At 71.1% G+C, this 18,756-nt stretch carries 18 protein-coding genes and 2 tRNA genes; 17 read left to right on the forward strand and 3 right to left on the reverse strand.

Going from position 1 to position 18,756, the window contains the following annotated elements:
* The 6 genes from ACWEK3_RS23715 to ACWEK3_RS23740 all read left to right on the forward strand — a co-directional run.
* A partial coding sequence (locus ACWEK3_RS23715; RefSeq protein ID WP_450547187.1) for a stealth conserved region 3 domain-containing protein occupies window positions 1-610 on the forward strand: 610 nt, incomplete at its 5' end.
* 114 nt (window positions 611-724) lie between these two features.
* A complete protein-coding gene (gene proB / locus ACWEK3_RS23720; protein ID WP_390875991.1) occupies window positions 725-1,903 on the forward strand; it encodes a glutamate 5-kinase in 1,179 nt (392 codons plus the stop codon).
* 183 nt (window positions 1,904-2,086) lie between these two features.
* Complete coding sequence (locus ACWEK3_RS23725) at window positions 2,087-2,506, forward strand: hypothetical protein (RefSeq protein ID WP_376404612.1); 420 nt, start codon at window positions 2,087-2,089, stop codon at window positions 2,504-2,506.
* A 60-nt stretch (window positions 2,507-2,566) separates the two neighbouring features.
* Entirely contained in the window at window positions 2,567-3,853 is a 1,287-nt protein-coding gene (locus ACWEK3_RS23730; RefSeq protein WP_361408536.1) for a glutamate-5-semialdehyde dehydrogenase, read from the forward strand.
* A gap of 91 nt (window positions 3,854-3,944) precedes the next feature.
* Complete coding sequence (locus ACWEK3_RS23735) at window positions 3,945-4,508, forward strand: SCO2584 family spore wall biosynthesis protein (protein ID WP_450547185.1); 564 nt, start codon at window positions 3,945-3,947, stop codon at window positions 4,506-4,508.
* Between the two features lie 89 nt (window positions 4,509-4,597).
* Window positions 4,598-5,668 (forward strand): SCO2583 family membrane protein, encoded by a 1,071-nt coding sequence (locus ACWEK3_RS23740; RefSeq protein WP_453250547.1) that lies wholly within the window; start codon window positions 4,598-4,600, stop codon window positions 5,666-5,668.
* A gap of 51 nt (window positions 5,669-5,719) precedes the next feature.
* Here the strand turns inward: ACWEK3_RS23740 and ACWEK3_RS23745 are convergent, their stop codons facing one another.
* Window positions 5,720-6,841, reverse strand: a complete 1,122-nt coding sequence (locus ACWEK3_RS23745) for a M48 family metallopeptidase (protein ID WP_390875988.1) — start codon at window positions 6,839-6,841, stop codon at window positions 5,720-5,722.
* An 89-nt stretch (window positions 6,842-6,930) separates the two neighbouring features.
* On the opposite strand from ACWEK3_RS23745, the gene ACWEK3_RS23750 reads away from it, so the two are divergent.
* The 10 genes from ACWEK3_RS23750 (at window position 6,931) to ACWEK3_RS23795 (ending at window position 12,256) form a co-directional block, all read left to right on the forward strand.
* A complete protein-coding gene (locus ACWEK3_RS23750; protein WP_361408548.1) occupies window positions 6,931-7,095 on the forward strand; it encodes a hypothetical protein in 165 nt (54 codons plus the stop codon).
* A gap of 186 nt (window positions 7,096-7,281) precedes the next feature.
* The gene (locus ACWEK3_RS23755; RefSeq protein ID WP_390723945.1) at window positions 7,282-7,437 is read left to right on the forward strand and encodes a hypothetical protein; all 156 of its coding nucleotides are present in this window, start codon (window positions 7,282-7,284) and stop codon (window positions 7,435-7,437) included.
* A gap of 70 nt (window positions 7,438-7,507) precedes the next feature.
* The gene (nadD, locus tag ACWEK3_RS23760; protein WP_390723946.1) at window positions 7,508-8,182 is read left to right on the forward strand and encodes a nicotinate-nucleotide adenylyltransferase; all 675 of its coding nucleotides are present in this window, start codon (window positions 7,508-7,510) and stop codon (window positions 8,180-8,182) included.
* Between the two features lie 16 nt (window positions 8,183-8,198).
* On the forward strand, window positions 8,199-9,968 hold the full coding sequence (locus ACWEK3_RS23765; RefSeq protein ID WP_453250548.1) for an LCP family protein: 1,770 nt from the start codon (window positions 8,199-8,201) through the stop codon (window positions 9,966-9,968).
* Between the two features lie 77 nt (window positions 9,969-10,045).
* Window positions 10,046-10,492: a ribosome silencing factor gene (gene rsfS / locus ACWEK3_RS23770; protein ID WP_361408559.1), complete on the forward strand. Its 447-nt coding sequence runs from the start codon at window positions 10,046-10,048 to the stop codon at window positions 10,490-10,492.
* The gene (locus ACWEK3_RS23775; RefSeq protein WP_453250549.1) at window positions 10,483-11,160 is read left to right on the forward strand and encodes a histidine phosphatase family protein; all 678 of its coding nucleotides are present in this window, start codon (window positions 10,483-10,485) and stop codon (window positions 11,158-11,160) included. The genes rsfS and ACWEK3_RS23775 overlap by 10 nt, the downstream gene beginning before the upstream one ends.
* 118 nt (window positions 11,161-11,278) lie before the next feature.
* A tRNA-Ala gene (locus ACWEK3_RS23780) sits at window positions 11,279-11,351 on the forward strand.
* A 281-nt stretch (window positions 11,352-11,632) separates the two neighbouring features.
* Window positions 11,633-11,806 carry a hypothetical protein gene (locus tag ACWEK3_RS23785; protein WP_361408565.1) on the forward strand — a complete coding sequence of 58 codons (174 nt, stop codon included), beginning with the start codon at window positions 11,633-11,635 and terminating at the stop codon, window positions 11,804-11,806.
* 3 nt (window positions 11,807-11,809) lie between these two features.
* Window positions 11,810-12,043 carry a hypothetical protein gene (locus tag ACWEK3_RS23790; RefSeq protein WP_100566877.1) on the forward strand — a complete coding sequence of 78 codons (234 nt, stop codon included), beginning with the start codon at window positions 11,810-11,812 and terminating at the stop codon, window positions 12,041-12,043.
* Window positions 12,044-12,183: 140 nt separating this feature from the next.
* A tRNA-Ala gene (locus tag ACWEK3_RS23795) sits at window positions 12,184-12,256 on the forward strand.
* 132 nt (window positions 12,257-12,388) lie between these two features.
* Here the strand turns inward: ACWEK3_RS23795 and ACWEK3_RS23800 are convergent.
* Window positions 12,389-13,999 carry an NADH-ubiquinone oxidoreductase-F iron-sulfur binding region domain-containing protein gene (locus tag ACWEK3_RS23800; RefSeq protein ID WP_365422287.1) on the reverse strand — a complete coding sequence of 537 codons (1,611 nt, stop codon included), beginning with the start codon at window positions 13,997-13,999 and terminating at the stop codon, window positions 12,389-12,391.
* A complete protein-coding gene (locus ACWEK3_RS23805) occupies window positions 13,996-15,321 on the reverse strand; it encodes a cytochrome b/b6 domain-containing protein (RefSeq protein ID WP_453250550.1) in 1,326 nt (441 codons plus the stop codon). Before ACWEK3_RS23805 ends, ACWEK3_RS23800 begins: the two co-directional genes overlap by 4 nt.
* Window positions 15,322-15,767: 446 nt before the next feature.
* Between ACWEK3_RS23805 and leuS the strand changes: the two genes are divergently transcribed.
* Window positions 15,768-18,650 carry a leucine--tRNA ligase gene (gene leuS / locus ACWEK3_RS23810; protein WP_450542970.1) on the forward strand — a complete coding sequence of 961 codons (2,883 nt, stop codon included), beginning with the start codon at window positions 15,768-15,770 and terminating at the stop codon, window positions 18,648-18,650.
* The last annotated feature ends 106 nt before the right edge of the window (window positions 18,651-18,756 follow it).

An 18,756-nucleotide genomic window follows, 5' to 3' on the forward strand; every position in this document is an offset into this window, starting at 1 on the left:
GCACCACATTCCGGGTCTGTCGGACCACTATCTCTACTTCAACGACGACGTGTTCGTCGGGCGGAAGGTCACCCCGGGGCACTTCTTTTACGGAAGCGGCGTCGCTCGCCTGCCCTTCTCGTCCTACCAGATAGGGGCGGGTGCCCCGCACCCCCTGGCGGCGGCACCCAACTCCGCCGCCAGGAACGTGCGCCGGCACCTTCGCGGCACGTTCGGGCGGTCCATCACCCACAAGTTCCTCCACACCCCGCATCCGCAGCTGCGGGACGTCATGAACGAGCTGGAGAGCACCTACGCGGACGCCATGTCGCAGACGATGCGTTCGAGATTCCGGTCCATCGACGACATAGCGCCGGCGGCCTCCTTTCACCACCACTACGCGCTGCTGACGGGAAGGGCCGTTCCCGGCAAGTTCAAGTACCGCTACATCGACACGGGGAAACCGCACCTGGAGGAGCGGATCGAAGCCCTGAAGAAGCGGCGCGGCTACGACTTCTTCTGCCTGAACGACGTGGACATGGAACCGTCGCGACGGGAGTTCGTGCGTGCTTACGTCCGAGACTTCCTGGAGTGGTACTTCCCCTGTCCGAGTCGCTTCGAGCGCCCCTGAGGCAGCCACCCTGTCCGCAGCCTGGACCGCGGCGCAGCGGGCCGTGCGCTTCGCGTAGATTGCCTGACAAGCGTCCGGATCGGCGCGTGTCGACGTGAGAGGGCACAGGGCAAGGTGACTGGGGCAAGGCAAGCCGTGTGCGAGGCCCGCAGGATCGTCGTCAAGGTGGGTTCCTCGTCACTGACCACCGCGTCGGGCGGCCTGGACGCCGACCGCGTGGACGCGCTCGTGGACGTCCTCGGCAAGAGCCTCAAGGAGGGCGGTGCCCGAACGGGCCCGGCCGAGGGCGGCGAGGGACGCGCGGGCGGCGGACAGAAGGAGATCGTCCTCGTCTCCTCCGGTGCCATCGCCGCCGGCCTCGCCCCGCTGGGCCTGCGCCGCCGCCCCCGCGACCTCGCCCGCCAGCAGGCCGCGGCCAGCGTCGGCCAGGGCCTGCTCGTGGCCCGCTACACCGCCTCCTTCGCCCGTTACGGCATCCGCGTCGGCCAGGTCCTGCTGACCGGCGACGACACCAGCCGCCGCGCCCACCACCGCAACGCCTCGCGCACCCTCGACAAGCTGCTCGCGATGGGCGCCCTCCCGGTGGTCAACGAGAACGACACCGTCGCCACGGACGAGATCCGCTTCGGCGACAACGACCGGCTCGCCGCGCTCGTCGCCCACCTGGTCCGCGCCGACCTGCTGGTGCTGCTGTCCGACGTGGACGGCCTCTACGACGGCGACCCCAGCAGGCCGGGCACGTCCCGGCTGGCGGAGGTCCGGGGCCCCGGCGATCTGGAGGGCATCGAGATCGGCAGCGCGGGCAAGGCCGGCGTCGGGACCGGCGGCATGGTCACCAAGGTGGAGGCAGCCCGGATCGCGGCCGCCGCCGGCATCCCCGTGGTGCTCACCAGCGCCGTCCACGCCGCCGACGCCCTGTCCGGCCGCGACACCGGCACCTATTTCCACCCCACCGGCAAGCGCTCCGCCGACCGGCTGCTGTGGTTGCAGCACGCCTCCACCCCGCAGGGCTCGCTCACCCTCGACGACGGTGCGGTCCGCGCGGTCGTCGAGGGCCGCAAGTCGCTGCTGCCCGCCGGGATCGCCGCCGTGGAGGGCGAGTTCACCGCCGGCGACCCGGTCGAGCTGCGCGACGGCGCGGGGCGCGCGGTGGCCCGCGGCCTCGTCAACTTCGACGCCAGGGAGATCCCCCGGCTGATCGGCCACTCCACCCGCGAACTCGCCCGCGAGCTGGGACCGGCGTACGAACGCGAGGTCGTACACAGGGACGACCTGGTGCTCCTGGAGCCGTAATACGCCGAAACGTCCGGCCACCCGGGTGCCGAAGGTGGGGGACGTTCCGTAAAACCGCCCCATGGAGCTGTGCGGCCTGCTCCACTTTGAGGCAGGGACGCATTCCGCATGAGCGGGACCAGCGATACGAGCGATGCCAGCGATGCGAGCGAGCGCTGCGTGAAGGAGGACGTCGTGAGACGAGTGCGCCCTGGGGCGGCGGCGTCCCGCGGTGGCCTGACGAGCGTGGCGGCCGGAGCGGGCTACGAGGAGCCGCAGGACCTGCCCCGGCTGTGGCACGTCACGCTCAGCGTCTCCGGCGCCCAGGCCCCGCTGAAGGAGGTGCGGCGCGGCCTCGAGCAGCTCGCTCACGACCACCCCTTCCTGCTGACCAGCCGGTACGCGGGCGACCACGCCGAGATCCGCTACTGGGAGGAGGCCCGCGACCTCCACGACGCGGCCGCAGTCGCTCTGCGCCTGTGGGGTGAGCACCGGCAGAGCGCCCGACTGCCGCCCTGGGAGATCGTCGGCCTCGAGGTCATCGACCGCGAGACCTACCACCAGCGCCTCGCCGAGGGGTACGGAGCGCCGCCGGCGACACCGGTCGGAGTACACCCCTTTTGACCCCGTCTCGCGGTGTGGGATGACCGGTGTCCGCCCCTCGTGGCGCACTACCCTTCCCTCATGACCACGCTCTCGCCGTACGACTCGATGTCCCCGGTCACCCAGGCCGCGTACCGCGCCAAGGCTGCCGCCGCCGACCTCGCGCCGCTGCCGCGGGTGGCGAAGGACGACGCCCTGCTGGCCGTCGCGGACGCCCTGGAGGTCCGTACCGGCGAGATCCTCGAGGCCAACGCCAAGGACGTCGCCAAGGCCCGCGAGGCCGGCACCAGCGAGGCCATCGTCGACCGGCTCACCCTCACCCCCGAGCGGGTGCGCGCCATCGCCGCCGACGTGCGGGACGTGGCGGCGCTGCCCGACCCGGTCGGCGAGGTCGTCCGCGGCAACACGCTGCCGAACGGGCTCGACCTGCGGCAGGTCCGCGTCCCGCTCGGCGTGGTCGGCATCATCTACGAGGCCCGCCCGAACGTCACCGTGGACGCCGCCGCCCTCTGCCTGAAGTCGGGCAACGCGGTGCTGCTGCGCGGCTCGGCCTCCGCCTACGAGTCGAACACCGCCCTGGTCCGAGTCGTCCGCGACGCCGTGGGCGGGGCGGGACTGCCCGCCGACGCCGTGCAACTGGTCCCCGGCGAGAGCCGCGAGAGCGTGCGCGAGCTGATGCGCGCCCGCGGCCTGGTCGACGTGCTGATCCCGCGCGGCGGCGCCTCGCTGATCCGGACGGTGGTGAACGAGTCCACGGTCCCGGTGATCGAGACCGGCACCGGCAACTGCCACGTCTACGTCGACGCGCAGGCCGACGTCGACACGGCCGTGGACATCCTGATCAACTCCAAGGCGCAGCGGCCCAGCGTCTGCAACGCCGCCGAGACGCTGCTGGTCCACCAGGACATCGCCGCCGAGTTCCTGCCGCGTGCCCTGGACGCGCTCGCCGAGGCCGGGGTCACCGTGCATGCCGACGAGCGGGTCATGGCCCACGCCAAGGACTCCCGGGCCACGGTCGTCGAGGCCACCCCGGAGGACTGGGAGACCGAGTACCTGTCGTACGACATCGCCGCCGCCGTGGTCGACTCCCTGGACCGGGCCGTCGCGCACATCCGGCTGTGGAGCTCCGGGCACACCGAGGCGATCGTCACCACCTCGCAGCAGGCCGCCCGCCGCTTCACCCAGCTGGTCGACTCCACGACCGTCGCCGTCAACGCCTCCACGCGCTTCACCGACGGTGGCCAGTTCGGCTTCGGCGCCGAGATCGGCATCTCCACCCAGAAGCTGCACGCCCGCGGCCCGATGGGGCTGCCCGAGCTGACCAGCACGAAGTACATCCTCACAGGGGACGGCCACACCCGCCGCTGACGCCGCCCGGCCCGTAGCGGGGCCGTCTCAGCAGTTGGATGAATTTCCATACCGTCTGCCCAAATTGACCCCTCAGGTCTACTCTGGATCCGTGCCGGAGGATGTGGGGGGCACGCCGTTCCCTGACGGCTGGGAGCCCGACGACGACCACGACCACGGGGTGTCGGACGAAGAGTTCGCCTCCGTGGTCTTCGACGAGGCCTTCGTACGCTCGGCCGTGATCCACGAGCCGACCGCCGTCGAACGCCTCCTGGCCGCCGCGCAGGCCAGAGCCGAGGCCTCCGAGGCGGAGGCCCGCCGCGCCCACGCGAGAGGCGAGCGCCACGAGGACGGGTACGGCCCCGGCCTCGGCCCCGACCACCCCTACGGCGACCTGGACGACCCCGACGTCCTCGAGGGCCGCCACGGCGCCCCGGGCACCTTCGGCAAGCACGTCCGCTGGCACCGCCCCGTCGCCTGGGTGCTCGCCCTCGTCATGGGCATCGGCATGGTCGCCCTGGCCTTCGCGGCGGTCTACCGGGGCGGCTCCTCGGGCAGCCGGGAGCAGGTCCCGCCGCCCGCCTCGACCGGCCTGGAGCAGGGCAGCGCCGCAGCGCCCTCAGCCTCCGCCGACTACTCCCAGCCACCCGTCCCCGCGGTCCCGCGCACGCCCTGACGGCGAGGCGGCAGTTTTGGTGAGAACCTGTCAGAACTTGTCGCACATCAGGGCGTTTACCAGGGCTTCCGGAGACCTACCCTGAAGATATGGGAGGGCCTGGCGAGCCACCTGAGGGGACACCCGAGGGCGTCCCGGGAGGTGCGGAGGACGAGTACCGATCCGTCGTCTTCGACGAGTCGTTCGTCCGGGCTGCCCACCTCCAGGAGTACTCCGCGCGTGAGCGGATCACCGACCACACCCCGGCCGTGCGCCGCCGCCCGCCGCTGCGCCGAGGGGTGCCCCGGCAGGCGCTGCTGCTGGTCCTGCTGATCATCGTCGCCTTCGGCACCGCGATCTACATGGGAGTACGGCACCCCTACCAGAGCGCGCAGGCCCAGCGGCCCGTGGAGCCGCTGCGGATGACCGTCATCCCGCTCGCTCCGCAGGGCAAGGTGCCCGGCGCGGCCGACCCCGAATACCTCTACACGCACAGCCCGGCCGCCCAGTTCGCCATCGGCGCGGAGGGCGTACCGATGCCCGTCGTCCGGCGCACCGCGCACTTCGCCGACAGCCAGGTCCTCGCCGCGCTGACCGTGGCGAAGGAGTACATCGTCGCGTCCTCCCTCTACCCGGAGGTGCTCACCGGCGGCCAGACCCGCCCGGTGCGGGCGCTGCTCGACCCCGGTCAGCTCGACCAGTTCGACCAGAGCTTCGTCCGCCCCGCCGCCGACGGCCGGCACGCGCCCACCGGCTGGCTCGTCCGCTTCGACCCGGCCCGGGCCGAGCTGGCCGACCGCGAGATCCGGGTGCAGGGCAGCCTCCAGGCCGTCGAGACCGACTCCTCCACCCTGGAGGTCAGCGCGGACCACACCTTCGTCTACGCGCTGAAGCCGGCCGGCTCCGCGGCGCACGCGCCGGCGTCGCTCTTCACCGTCCGGCGCGAGCTGCAGTTCCGCTTTACCCAGGACGACCTGCGGCTGCACCAGGTCCAGATCGTCGTCTCCTATGTGCAGGCCGGCCCGCTCTCCTGCGCCGGGGACGCCGCGGGGCGTTTCGAGCCGCTGCTGTCCGGCCAGACGGCCAAGGCGGGCAGCCCGCCCGGCACGGACCCGTACGCCACGGACACCGCGGCGGCCCTGTGCGGCTCCCTGGCGCACAGCGCCGAGCCGAAGGTGTGACGCCGCCGCGGGCGGTGGCCGCGCGGGACCGGCCCGCGCTCGCTCGGAAGGTCAGTCCTCGTCGCGGGGCGGGGTGTCGGTGGACCGCTGGTCCTTGCCCCGGTCCTGGGGCGGGGCCGATCCCGTGAAGCCGCCGAAGCCGCGCCGCACCCGGTCGCCCAGGTCGCCGGCGCCGCCCGCCAGATCGCTGACCAGCTTCATCAGTGGGTCCTTCGAGCTCTTGACGTGGTCGGCGTAGTGGGCCGCCGACTCGCGGAAGGAGTCGGTGACCGAGGTGTCCTTGTCCTCGGTGCGGCGCGGGTAGTGGCCGTCCATGATCCGCTGGTAGTCGCGGGACTCGGCCCACTTCTTCAGCTCGGCGGCCCGCACGGTGGTGAAGGGATGCGAACGCGGCAGCACGTTGAGGATCTTCAGCACGGAGTCGCGCAGGTCGCCCCCGGCCTCGTACTCCTCGGCCTGCTGGAGGAACGCGTCCACGTTCATCTGGTGCAGGTGGTTGCCGCCCGCGATCTTCATCAGACCCCGCATGGAGGCCTTCGGGTCCTGGCCGACGAGCAGACCGGCCCGGTCCGCCGACAGCTCCGACTTGCGGAACCACTCGCGCAGTCCGGTGACGATCGCCATGATCGCGAGGTTGCCCAGCGGGATCCAGGCGACCCGGACGGCCAGGCTCGTCAGGAACAGCAGGATCGTGCGGTACACGGCGTGCCCGGACAGGGCGTGGCCCACCTCGTGGCCGACGACCGCCCGCATCTCCTCCTCGTCGAGCAGCTCGACCAGGCCCGTGGTGACGACGATGATCGGCTCGTCCAGGCCGATGCACATCGCGTTGGGCTGGGGATCCTGGTTCACGTACATCGGCGGGACCTTCTCCAGGTCCAGGATGTAGCAGGCGTCCCGCAGCATGTCGTTCAGGTGTGCGAACTGCTGGTCGGAGACGCGGACGGAGTCGGACAGGAACAGCAGCCGGAGACTGCGCTCGGGCAGCAGGCCGCTGAGGGCCTTGAACACCGTGTCGAAGCCGCTCAGCTTGCGCAGCGCGACCAGGGCGGAGCGGTCGGCAGGGTGCTCGTACGCGCGCGAGGAGATCTCCGGGAAGCGCCTGCGCTGCCGGCTCGGCACGTGCTCCTGCCCGTCTTGTTCGCGGCCGTCGTCGGACATGTGGTCCCCCATGTGTGTCAGTGTCCCAATGCGCCCCCGAGGCAGGACCCAGCCTAGGCGGAGATACCGTGGACGGGCAGTGCAACGAAGGAGTCCACACCATGGAGCACCACCCCGCAGCCGCCTGGCTGACCGAGGCCGCCGGCGCCGCAGCCCAGCACCAGGGGACGGGCTACCTGCTCCGGGTCGTCCTGATCGTGATGGTCCTGGGCTGCGTCCTCACCGGCTGGTTCCTCCTCCGCGGCTACAAGCGGGACGACGACTGACGCGGCGGAAAGGTTCCCGAGGGCTCCCGCGGCCGTCGCGCCCGCACTGGAGGACCTGCGCGGGCTCGGGTGGGGCGCAAGCGCTCGCGGAGCCAACGGTGGAGTCGGGGTGAGCGGTGCGCCGGGGGTTGCTTACGATGGGCCGACATCCTTGTCCCGCTCACTCCCGGATAGGTCCTGCCAAAGATGAGCTTCCCCAGCACCGCTGCCCAGTTGGTCAACCTCGCCGAGGCCGAGGGGGGCAACCACGAGAGCCTCAGCCCCCTCCTCACCGGCGGTGGCGCGCTGTTCATCCTGCTGCTCCTGCTGTGGATCACCACGCGTTTCAACCGCGACCGCTGAAGCCCTGCCCGGCCCGTCCCCGGGATCTGGTTCACGGAGTCCTCAGGCCGGGCCGGTAGGGTCTGCACGCATGGGAGAGCAGGACATGCCTACCGGTCCGGCGAGTGACACGGTGAACCCCCTCGAACACGGGCCCGGCGGCGGGCCTTCGGCGTCGGGCAAGCGGCGCCTCGGCGTCATGGGCGGAACGTTCGACCCGATCCACCACGGGCACCTCGTGGCGGCCAGCGAGGTCGCCGCGCAGTTCCACCTGGACGAGGTGGTGTTCGTGCCCACCGGGCAGCCCTGGCAGAAGTCCCACCGCCTTGTCTCCCCGGCGGAGGACCGCTATCTGATGACGGTCATCGCGACCGCCGAGAACCCGCAGTTCTCCGTGAGCCGCATCGACATCGACCGCGGCGGTCCCACCTACACCGTGGACACCCTGCGCGACCTGCGCGCGCTCAACCCCGACACCGACCTGTTCTTCATCACCGGCGCCGATGCGCTCGGCCAGATCCTCACCTGGCGGGACTCCGAGGAACTGTTCTCCCTCGCGCACTTCATCGGCGTCACCCGGCCCGGCCACCATCTGACCGATCCCGGCCTGCCGGAAGGCGGCGTCTCGCTCGTCGAGGTCCCCGCCCTCGCCATCTCCTCCACCGACTGCCGGGCGAGAGTCGCCAAGGGTGACCCGGTCTGGTATCTGGTGCCTGACGGAGTCGTGCGCTACATCGCCAAACGCCAGTTGTACCGAGGCGAGTGAGCCGAGAGGGGCACCGGTGAACGACCGATACGACGCTGGTCACGGAGGCGACCAGTACGAACTCGTCGGCTACGACGAGTACGGCCGGCCTGTGTACCGGCAGGTCCCCGTCCAGCAGACACCGCAGCAGGCCTACGACGCCTACGGACAGCAGGGATACGGCTACGATCCGTACGCGACCGGCGGCCAGCAGCAGCTCGATCCCTCGGCCTATCAGGGCGGTCACGACGGCGCCTATCAGGGCGGCTACGGAACCGGCTACGACGGCGGCCGGCAGGCGGCCGACCCCTCCGGCCCCGGCCACGGAGCCCATGGCGTCCACGGCTCCTACGACCCGTACGGTTCCGGCGCGACGGCGGCGCCGTACGACCCGTACGGCCGGGCCGCGACCAGCGGGCAGCAGCCCCGGGTCGCCGAGCAGACCGCGCACATCCCGCAGCAGACCGGCCCGGCGGACGCCGACCGGGCGGCGCAGGGACCGGACCGGGGCGGTGCGGACGGACCCGACTACCGCACCGAGCAGTTCGCCTTCGTCGAGGAGCCCAGCGACGACTCCGAGGACGTCATCGACTGGCTGAAGTTCACCGAGAACCGCACCGAGCGCCGCGAGGAGGCCCGCCGCCGCGCCCGCAGCCGCGTCATCGCCCTGACAGTCGTGCTGGCCCTGGTCGCGGTGGGCGGCGTCGGCTACCTCTGGTACGCCGGGAAGCTGCCCGGACTGTCGTCGCCCGGCTCCGAGACCGGCACCACGACCGCGTCCGGCGCCCAGAAGCGCGACGTGATCGTCGTCCACCTGCACGACACCGAACGGGGCGGCACGTCCACGGCGCTGCTCGTCGGCAACACCACCACCAAGCAGGGCACCACCGTCCTGCTGCCCAACTCCCTCGCCCTGACGGGCGACGACGGCACCGTCACGTCCCTCGCCAAGTCGGTCAAGGGCGACGGCTCCTCGGGTACCCGCGACCAGCTCGACACGGTCCTCGGCACCGACATCGAGGGCACCTGGCGCCTGGACACCCCCTACCTCCAGAACCTCGTCGACCTGGTCGGCAACATCGACGTCGACACCAACGCCGAGGTGCCCGACCCGGACGCCAAGAAGAAGGGCACCGCGCCCCTGATCCGCAAGGGCAAGGCGCAGACCCTCAGCGGCAAGATGGCCGTCGCCTACGCCACCTACCACGCCTCGGGTGAGGGGGAGAACGCCCAGCTCGAACGGTTCGGCCAGGTGCTGCAGAGCGTGCTGCGCAAGGTCCCCTCCGACGCCACGGGCGCGACGACGACGGTGCAGACGCTCCAGCAGATCCTCGACCCCTCGCTCACTGACGAGGACCTCGGCACCTTCCTCGCCAAGCTGGCCGATTTCGCCAAGGGCGGCGACTACAAGACGGCGCTGCTGCCGGTGCAGACGGACGGCACGCTGAGCGCGCAGACCAGCGAGAGCGTGGTCAAGGACGTCCTGGGCGGCACCGCGAAGAGCCCCGATCAGTCGTCCGCCGTCCGGGTATCCGTGCGGAACGCCACCGGCACCAAGGGCAACACCGAGAAGGCCCGGATCGTCCTCCTGGGCGGCGGCTTCACCTTCCTGGAGGGCGGCACCGCGTCCGAGGTCCGCTCGGCGTCCCAGGTCGTCTACGCCGACGCCGCGGGCAAGGAGAAGGCCACGGAGGTCGCCAAGACCCTGGGGCTGCCCGACACCGCGGTGACGAAGGGCACGGTCACCTCGAACGCCGACGTCTCGGTCGTCCTCGGTCAGGACTACCGGGGCTCCTCGGAGCAGTGATCCCTCAATTGCGTGGGGTGTCCTCGGCGGTCCGTGAGACCCTTGGTGTCAAGTGACCGCCGAAGGAAAGCCCTGTAGTGACCGCGACCGACCACTCTCTCGACCTCATCAACACCGCCGCCCAGGCGGCCGCCGACAAACTCGCGCACGACATCATCGCGTATGACGTCAGCGACGTGCTGTCGATCACGGACGCCTTCCTGCTGGCGTCCGCGCCCAGTGACCGCCAGGTCAAGTCGATCGTCGACGAGATCGAGGAACGGCTGCTGAAGGACCTCGGCGCCAAGCCGGTGCGCCGCGAAGGCGACCGCGAGGCCCGCTGGGTCCTGCTCGACTACGTGGACATCGTCGTGCACGTCCAGCACAGCGAGGAGCGCGTCTTCTACGCCCTGGAGCGGTTGTGGAAGGACTGCCCCGAGCTCGAACTGCCCGCCGACGCCAAGGCCACCCGGGGCAGGGCCGAGGAACACGCCAAGCAGCAGGCCGCCGAGGAGACGGCGGAGCCGGGCGGTGAGTGGCGGTGAGCGGCGCCGCCGAGGGGCCCGGAGGGGCGCCGGGCCGTGGCCGCCGCATCATCCTGTGGCGCCACGGCCAGACTCCCTGGAACGTGGAACGGCGCTTCCAGGGCAGCACCGACGTCGAGCTGACCGAGACCGGCGTCGGCCAGGCCCGCCGTGCCGCCCGACTGCTGGCCTCCCTGCGGCCCGACGCGATCGTCTCCTCCGACCTCCTGCGGGCCACCCGCACGGCCGCCGAGCTGGCCGCGCTCACCGGCCTTGAGGTCACCCGCGACGAGGCCCTGCGCGAGACCTACGCGGGCGTCTGGCAGGGCCTGACGCACGAGGAGATCATCGACCGGTACGGCGAGCAGTACGCCGCGTGGAAGCGCGGCGAGCCGGTGCGCCGCGGCGGCGGCGAACTGGAGACCGAGGTCGCCGACCGCGCCGCCCCCGTCGTGCTGCGGCACGTGGAGAAGGTGCCCGAGGACGGCACGCTCGTCGTGGTCAGCCACGGCGGCACCATCCGCACCACCCTCGGTCGCCTCATCGGCCTCGAACCCCACCACTGGGAGAGCCTGGGCGGCCTGTCCAACTGCTGCTGGTCGGTCCTCGGCGAGGGCGCCCGCGGCTGGCGGCTGCTGGAGCACAACGCCGGCACCCTGCCCGAGCCCGTCCTCGGCGACGACGACTGAGCCGCCCGCGGCCCACGGGACCCGGATTTCACTTTCCGGCAGGTCGCAGGCTAAAGTTCTTCTTGTTCGCCCCGCCGAGCGGGGCGAAACACCACGCGGTTGGTTCGCGTGGAGGCAAGGGGCTATAGCTCAGTTGGTAGAGCGCCTGCATGGCATGCAGGAGGTCAGGAGTTCAATTCTCCTTAGCTCCACGGACCGGCACTCGGTTGAGTCGCCGAAGATCGTTCGTCAGGATCCCGTCCCGTTCAGGGGCGGGATTTTCTGTATTCCTGTGAACCGGCTTGAGTCACTTGGGGCTCGGGGGGCGTATACCTCTGCGAGCGCGCTCCCGGAGTGTCTGGACGCGCCGGCCCGGACGTCCGCGGTGCAGGCCGTGGCCGTACTGGTACCAAGGCGTCGCTGACCGTGTCGGCCCGGCCGTGGCAGAATCAAACGGCCGGAAGGGGGCGCGGCCCGACGGGAGGGAGTAGCGATGCCTGCCTGCATCCTCGAGGAGGTCGATCACCTCCTCGGTGCGGCGTTGATACGAGACACGGTCACCCGCCTCGTCTGCCCCTCCTGCGGCTCCCTCCATGTGGCCCAAGTCCTCGGCGACAACGGGGGGATCTCGTACGTGTGCACGGCCTGCGGCCACAGCTGGAGCTGACCTATGGGTGCACACAGGCGGAAGTGCGACTGGTGCGGCGGCGGCACCCCGATCGTCCGCGACATGGAGCCGATCAACCCCGACTACCAGTACTGGTGCGAGGAGTGCGCGCGGGCGCTGATCATAAAAGGCGACCCGATCGAGACCTACCGCGAACTCGAGGGAGAGCCGATCTACGGCCGGCTCCTGGAGGAGCACTGCACTCTGAAGCGGTTCTATTCGTTCGTGACGGCGTGACGCCGGCCCTGCGCTCAGGGGCGTGCCGGGCAGAGCGAAACCGATTTGGTGTTCCACCCCCTGGACCGTGTAATGTTGGCGTCGCCGCCGGGGAAACCGGGCGACACGGTCGAATACGCGGCTCAGCCGCGTGGCCACGAGGGGCTATAGCTCAGTTGGTAGAGCGCCTGCATGGCATGCAGGAGGTCAGGAGTTCAATTCTCCTTAGCTCCACAGGAAGTGAGGGCGGGTCATCCATCGGATGACCCGCCCTCGACGTATGCCCGGACGCGTACGCGGCGGCATCGGGAGCGGCAATGCGACGGCGGGTCGCCCCCTGGGAGGGCGACCCGCCGTCGCGTGCGTTCAGCGGCCCAGAGCGCGGCGGCCGCGGCCCTGGGAGAGGACCGGCAGGTTGCGCGACGGCGCCTGCGAGCGGGTGTCCTCCTCGAGGCGCAGGGCCAGCGCCGGGCAGCGGCGCACGGCGCGCAGGGCCTTGTCCTCCGCGTAGCGCGGAACCTTCGCCTGGGCGACGGTCGGAAAGCCGTCGGCGCCCAGTTCGAAGACCTCCGGGAGGATGTCCGCGCACAGGCCGTGTCCCCGGCACAGCGTCCAGTCGACGTAGATCTTCTGACGGCTGGAGCCGGACTCCTCGGCCTCGCCGCCGCCGGGGACGCCGGTGGGAGCCCTGCCGCCCTCGAAGAGCGGCAGGACGCCCTCGACGGGGCGTCCGCAGCCGTTGCCGAGGACGTGCGCGGCCAGGTCGTCGGTGAACGCCTTGATGGTCGATTCCAGGAACATCGCCGAGCCGTCGGGGTGCGAGCAGGCGCCGCGCCGCTTGACGTTCTTGGCGACCTGCTTGAGGGCCTCCAGGGCGGCCGGGCCGCCGCCGTTCAGGATGTCCTCCAAGCCGCGCGCGGCGGCCGGCAGGCCGAGGTAGCAGGGACCGCACTGGCCCGCGCTCTCCTCCGCCAGCCACTTCGCCACCTGGAGCGACTCGCCCAGCGGGCAGGTCTCCTGACTGATCGGCAGAATCGCCCCGGCGCCGAGTGAACCGCCCACCGCGTCCAGGGAGTTGCGCGAGACGATCGCCTCGTTGACGGTCGCCGCGTCGATCCACTTGCCGTGGTAGCCGCCGGTCAGCACGCCCTGCGGCACCGGCGGGGCGCCGGCGAGCTGGAGGACGTAGCGCAGCGGCACCCCGGTGGGCGCCTCGACCACCATGGGGCGGGCGACGGCGCCGGAGATGGTCAGCATCACGGTGCCCGGCTCGTCGTACAGGCCGGTGTTGCCGTAGCGCTCCGGGCCGATGCGGGCGGCGATCGCCAGCTGGGCGAAGGTCTCCGCGTTGGACAGCAGGGTGGGGGCCCCGCCCACGCCGTTCTGCGAGGCGCTGGTCTTGCGGCCCGGTGGGATCGCGGGGCCGCCGTCGATGGAGCGGATCAGCGACGCGGCCGCGCCCGTGACCATGCGCACCGGGTTGCGCTGCACGCTCGCGCGCAGAGCCGACCTGCGGCTGTTGCTCAGCCCGCGTTCGGCGAGCGCCGCCTCCATGGAGCGCTGGGTGGACTCCCGGGTGACCCCGACCACGAGGGTGCGGGCACCGAGGGCCTCCGCGCACAGCAGGGCCCCGTCCAGGATGAGGTGCGGGGCACGGTTGATCAGGACCGTGTCCTTGCGGCAGGCCGGCTCGTCCTCGCTGCCGTTGACGACGACGACCGGCCGTACGCCGCGTTTGATCGCCGACTCGGCGACCGAGCGCAGCTTCCTGTGGAAGGGGAAGCCCGCGCCGCCGCGGCCCTTCAGATTGATGGCCTCGGAGAGCTGCGCGAGCTGCTCGCCGCCCATCGGTTCGAGCGGCCCGTGCACCTTCAGGTGCATGGGCAGATCGAGTCTTTCGACAAGGTCGAAGCCCGACGTGAGCTGGGGAAGCCCGACCACGCGGACTTCGGGGACGTCGGGCAGGGCCTCGTTCACCTGTAGCCTCCGGAAGGCGTGTTCCAAGGTTCGCCCGAACCCGGCGCGTCGTAGGAGGCGCCGGGCGGTGTTTCAGTGGCGGGACCGCTGTTGTACGTGTCGTTCGGGTTGTACGTGCCGTAGGGGGCGTTCGTCTCACCGGTGTCGTACACATCACGTCCGCCGTGGCCGGTGGTGCCCGCGGCCGCGCCCGGATTGTTGTAGGCCGGGATGTTGTACCCCGTGTCGTTCAGCGGGTCGTAGGCGGACGGGGGCGCCTCGCCGACCGGCGGCGGCGAGGGGATCGGCCAGCTGCCCGAGGTGCTGCCGGGGCCGTCCACGCGCGGCGTCGCGCCGGTGGCCTGCGGGTCGAACGGCATGTTCATGCGCGCGGTCTGGTCGGCCGCGAAGGGCTGCCGGTCGCGCGGCGGCGTCGCGACGGCCCGGTAGGCGGCGGCGAAGCCGGGGGCGGGCTCGGGCTCGGCGGCGGGCGCCGGGGTGTCGTACAGCGGGGAGGAGCGCCGCGGACCGCGCTGCGCCGGCCTCGTCGCGTCGGCGCGGGGGGGCGTCGCGCCGCGTGCGTTCTCGTAGCCCGGCAGCGCCGACTCCGCGGCCCTGGCCCGGCTCGCGTCCAGGTCGTCCAGCTCCGGCCGCTCGCCGCCGCCCAGCACCGACACGAGCCGGTCGGCGAGCCTGCGCTTGAACGGGCGCGGCGCCGCGCGCACGGCCAGGGCCGCCATGACGCCCACCAGGGACAGGCCGTAGAGGATGAAGAAGATCGGCTTGGCCTCCCGGCCCGCGTACAGGCCGTGCACCAGCGCCGCGCACCAGGCCGGGTACGCCAGCATGTGCATCGCCCGCCAGCGGGCCGCGACCGGGGCGGGGGTGGCGAAGTTGCTGCGCAGCGCCCCGGTGATGCCCACGAAGATCATCAGCAGGCCGGCCAGGGAGCCGAGGCCGACCAGGCCCTCGATCCCGGTGAGGCCGAGCGAGAACGGGATCAGCGCGGCGATCAGCTGGGTGTGCCCCAGCACGATCTTGGTGGTGATGTGCACCAGCAGGAACGCGATCGAGGCGACCGCCGTGGTCCGGTGCACCGCCTGGCCCACGATCCGCTGGCGTGTGTTGAGGATGATCCGGTCCTGGGCGACCAGGCCCCAGATCACCGAGCAGCTGAGCGAGACGAGCGAGAGCACGCCCGCGCCGAAGTTCAGGAACTCGCGGAACTGGCTGCCTCCGGCCAGTACGACCACGGGTATGAGGAGCAGGACGACAGCCGATGCCACCCCATAGGCCGAGCGGCCGGGTTTGGGGAGGGAGCTGTTACTGCGACGAGGGTTCATGGGGGCGACTCCGAGCGGTTCGGGAAAGCGGTCCCGGGCACGAACTCTAAGTGGCTCCAAACCGAGCAGTACGCCGTTTGAGTTATTGCGTTGTTATCAACGGCGCTGCCGGGGCTCGTGTTGTCCCCATAGGATCCATTACGCCGGGTTAAATTTGAACTATGTTCAGCTTTTCTGAATCTTCACAAACGGACCGCCGGTCCTCACGGCTCGCCGGGGTCCGCGTCCCGCCCCGCGGACGCTCGTCGCCCCGCACTCGACGGCTGCGGTACCCTGACGCCATGCGTGCCGTACGCCTTCTGCTTAGCGAGCCGCGCTGATCAGTCCCGACCGCCGGACCAATCGGATGGTCGGCATCGGCGCGGCGTCCCCTCCTGTGCGAGGGGATTTTTCGTTTCTGAAAGTCGCAGCCGTGGGCAGAGACGATCGATGGAGCTTTGAGGATCATGAGCGAGACGAACCCCGCTGCCGCCTCCGAGGTGGCAGCGCCGCACCGCTACACGGCCGCCGTGGCGGCCGACATCGAGGCACGCTGGCAGGACTTCTGGGACGCCGACGGCACCTACGCGGCGCCGAACCCCAAGGGTGACCTGGCGGGCGACCCCGAGCTGGTCGCCCGGCCCAAGAAGTTCATCATGGACATGTTCCCGTACCCCTCCGGTGCGGGCCTGCACGTCGGTCACCCGCTCGGGTACATCGCGACCGACGTGTACGCCCGCTTCCAGCGGATGACCGGCCACAACGTCCTGCACACCCTGGGCTTCGACGCCTTCGGCCTGCCCGCCGAGCAGTACGCCGTGCAGACCGGCACCCACCCGCGGGTGTCCACCGAGGCCAACATCGAGAACATGAAGGCGCAGCTGCGCCGGCTGGGCCTGGGCCACGACAAGCGCCGGTCGTTCGCCACGATCGACCCGGACTACTACAAGTGGACCCAGTGGATCTTCCTGCAGATCTTCAACTCCTGGTACGACGACGAGGCCGGGAAGGCCCGTCCGATCTCGCAGCTGATCGCCCAGTTCGAATCCGGTGAGCGGGCCGTGCCGGGGCACACGCGCGCGTGGCCCGAGCTGAGCGCCGCCGAGCGCGCCGAGGTCCTGGGCGAGTTCCGCCTGGCCTACGCCTCCGACTCGCCCGTCAACTGGTGCCCCGGCCTGGGCACCGTGCTGGCCAACGAGGAGGTCACCGCCGACGGCCGCTCCGAGCGCGGCAACTTCCCGGTCTTCAAGGCCAAGCTGCGCCAGTGGAACATGCGCATCACCGCCTACGCCGACCGGCTGCTGGACGACCTGGAGGAGCTGGACTGGCCCGAGGCCATCAAGCTCCAGCAGCGCAACTGGATCGGCCGCTCCGAGGGCGCCCGCGTCGACTTCCCGATCGACGGCGAGCGGATCACGATCTTCACCACCCGCCAGGACACCCTGTTCGGCGCCACCTACATGGTGCTGGCGCCCGAGCACCCGCTGGTGGAGAAGTTCACCCCGGCCGCCTGGCCTGAGGGCACCCACGAGGTGTGGACCGGTGGCCACGCCACCCCGGCCGAGGCCGTCGCCGCCTACCGCGCCCAGGCCGCCTCGAAGTCGGACGTGGAGCGCCAGGCGGAGGCCAAGGACAAGACCGGCGTCTTCACCGGCGCGTTCGCCGTCAACCCGGTCAACGGCGAGAAGATCCCGGTCTTCATCGCCGACTACGTCCTGATGGGCTACGGCACCGGTGCGATCATGGCCGTCCCCGCCCACGACAGCCGCGACTTCGCCTTCGCGCGCGCCTTCGAACTGCCGATGCGCTGCGTGGTCGAGCCGGCCGACGACCGCGGCACGGACACCTCGACCTGGGACGACGCCTTCGCCTCGTACGACGCGAAGATCGTGAACTCCGCCGGCGACGACGTGAAGCTGGACGGCCTGGGCGTCGTCGACGCCAAGGCGCGCATCACCGAGTGGCTGGAGCGCAAGGGCATCGGCGAGGGCACCGTCAACTTCCGCCTGCGCGACTGGCTGTTCAGCCGCCAGCGCTACTGGGGCGAGCCCTTCCCGATCGTCTACGACGAGGACGGCGTGGCCCACGCGCTGCCCGAGTCGATGCTGCCGCTGGAGCTGCCCGAGGTCGAGGACTACTCGCCGCGCACCTTCGACCCGGACGACGCCGACACCCAGCCCGAGACGCCGCTGTCGCGCAATGAGGACTGGGTCAACGTCACCCTGGACCTGGGCGACGGGCCGAGGAAGTACCGCCGCGAGACCAACACCATGCCCAACTGGGCCGGTTCCTGCTGGTACGAGTTCCGCTACCTGGACCCGCACAACGACCGGCAGCTGGTCGACCCGGAGATCGAGCGCTACTGGATGGGCCCGCGCGAGGGCATGCCCCACGGCGGCGTCGACCTGTACGTCGGCGGCGCCGAGCACGCCGTGCTGCACCTGCTGTACGCGCGCTTCTGGTCCAAGGTCCTGTACGACCTGGGGCACGTCTCCTCGCCGGAGCCGTTCCACAAGCTGTTCAACCAGGGCATGATCCAGGCCTACGTCTACCGCGACAGCCGTGGCATCGCGGTGCCGGCCGCCGAGGTGGAGGAGCGCGGCGGCGCGTACTACTACCAGGGCGAGAAGGTCTCCCGGCTGCTGGGCAAGATGGGCAAGTCCCTGAAGAACGCGGTCACTCCGGACGAGATCTGCGCCGAGTACGGGGCCGACACGCTGCGCCTGTACGAGATGGCGATGGGCCCGCTGGACGTGTCCCGGCCGTGGGACACGCGCGCGGTGGTGGGCCAGTTCCGGCTGCTGCAGCGGCTGTGGCGCAACATCGTCGACGAGGCGACCGGCGAGGTCACCGTCGTCGACGCCGAGGACGCCGACATCGACGAGGAGACGCTGCGTGCCATGCACAAGGCGATCGACGGCGTCCGGCAGGACCTGGAGGGCCTGCGCTTCAACACCGCCATCGCCAAGGTGACGGAGCTGAACAACCACCTGACCAAGACGGGCCGGTCCGTGCCGCGCTCGGTCGCCGGGCAGCTGGTGCTGATGGTCGCCCCGCTGGCCCCGCACATCGCCGAGGAGCTGTGGCACAAGCTGGGCCACTCCGGCTCGGTCGTCCACCAGGACTTCCCCGTCGCCGACCCGGCGTATGTCGTCGACGAGACCGTGACCTGCGTCGTCCAGGTCAAGGGCAAGGTGAAGGCGCGCCTGGAGGTCTCCCCGGCCATCTCCGAGGAGGAGCTGGAGAAGGTGGCGCTGGCCGACGAGAAGGTCGTCGCGGCGCTGGAGGGCGCGGGCATCCGCAAGGTGATCGTGCGGGCGCCGAAGCTGGTGAACATCGTTCCGGCGTGAGTGCGTGCGGGACGGGGTGTGAGCTGTCGTTCGGCGTGAGCGCGTGTGCACGTGTGCGCGTGAGGGCCGGGGCGTGAGTGCCTCGGGGTAGTCCCCTACGGGCAGG

The sequence above is a fragment of the Streptomyces sp. NPDC004721 genome (assembly GCF_053601495.1).

What these genes read in the sequence shown, in the direction of transcription:
- ACWEK3_RS23730 (WP_361408536.1), top strand. Translation starts at nt 2,567, where the DNA reads ATGACCACGCTCTCGCCGTACGACTCGATGTCCCCGGTCACCCAGGCC.
- ACWEK3_RS23740 (WP_453250547.1), top strand. Translation starts at nt 4,598, where the DNA reads ATGGGAGGGCCTGGCGAGCCACCTGAGGGGACACCCGAGGGCGTCCCG.
- ACWEK3_RS23745 (WP_390875988.1), bottom strand. Translation starts at nt 6,841, where the DNA reads ATGGGGGACCACATGTCCGACGACGGCCGCGAACAAGACGGGCAGGAG.
- ACWEK3_RS23750 (WP_361408548.1), top strand. Translation starts at nt 6,931, where the DNA reads ATGGAGCACCACCCCGCAGCCGCCTGGCTGACCGAGGCCGCCGGCGCC.
- ACWEK3_RS23755 (WP_390723945.1), top strand. Translation starts at nt 7,282, where the DNA reads ATGAGCTTCCCCAGCACCGCTGCCCAGTTGGTCAACCTCGCCGAGGCC.
- nadD (WP_390723946.1), top strand. Translation starts at nt 7,508, where the DNA reads ATGGGAGAGCAGGACATGCCTACCGGTCCGGCGAGTGACACGGTGAAC.
- ACWEK3_RS23785 (WP_361408565.1), top strand. Translation starts at nt 11,633, where the DNA reads ATGCCTGCCTGCATCCTCGAGGAGGTCGATCACCTCCTCGGTGCGGCG.
- ACWEK3_RS23790 (WP_100566877.1), top strand. Translation starts at nt 11,810, where the DNA reads ATGGGTGCACACAGGCGGAAGTGCGACTGGTGCGGCGGCGGCACCCCG.
- ACWEK3_RS23805 (WP_453250550.1), bottom strand. Translation starts at nt 15,321, where the DNA reads ATGAACCCTCGTCGCAGTAACAGCTCCCTCCCCAAACCCGGCCGCTCG.
- leuS (WP_450542970.1), top strand. Translation starts at nt 15,768, where the DNA reads ATGAGCGAGACGAACCCCGCTGCCGCCTCCGAGGTGGCAGCGCCGCAC.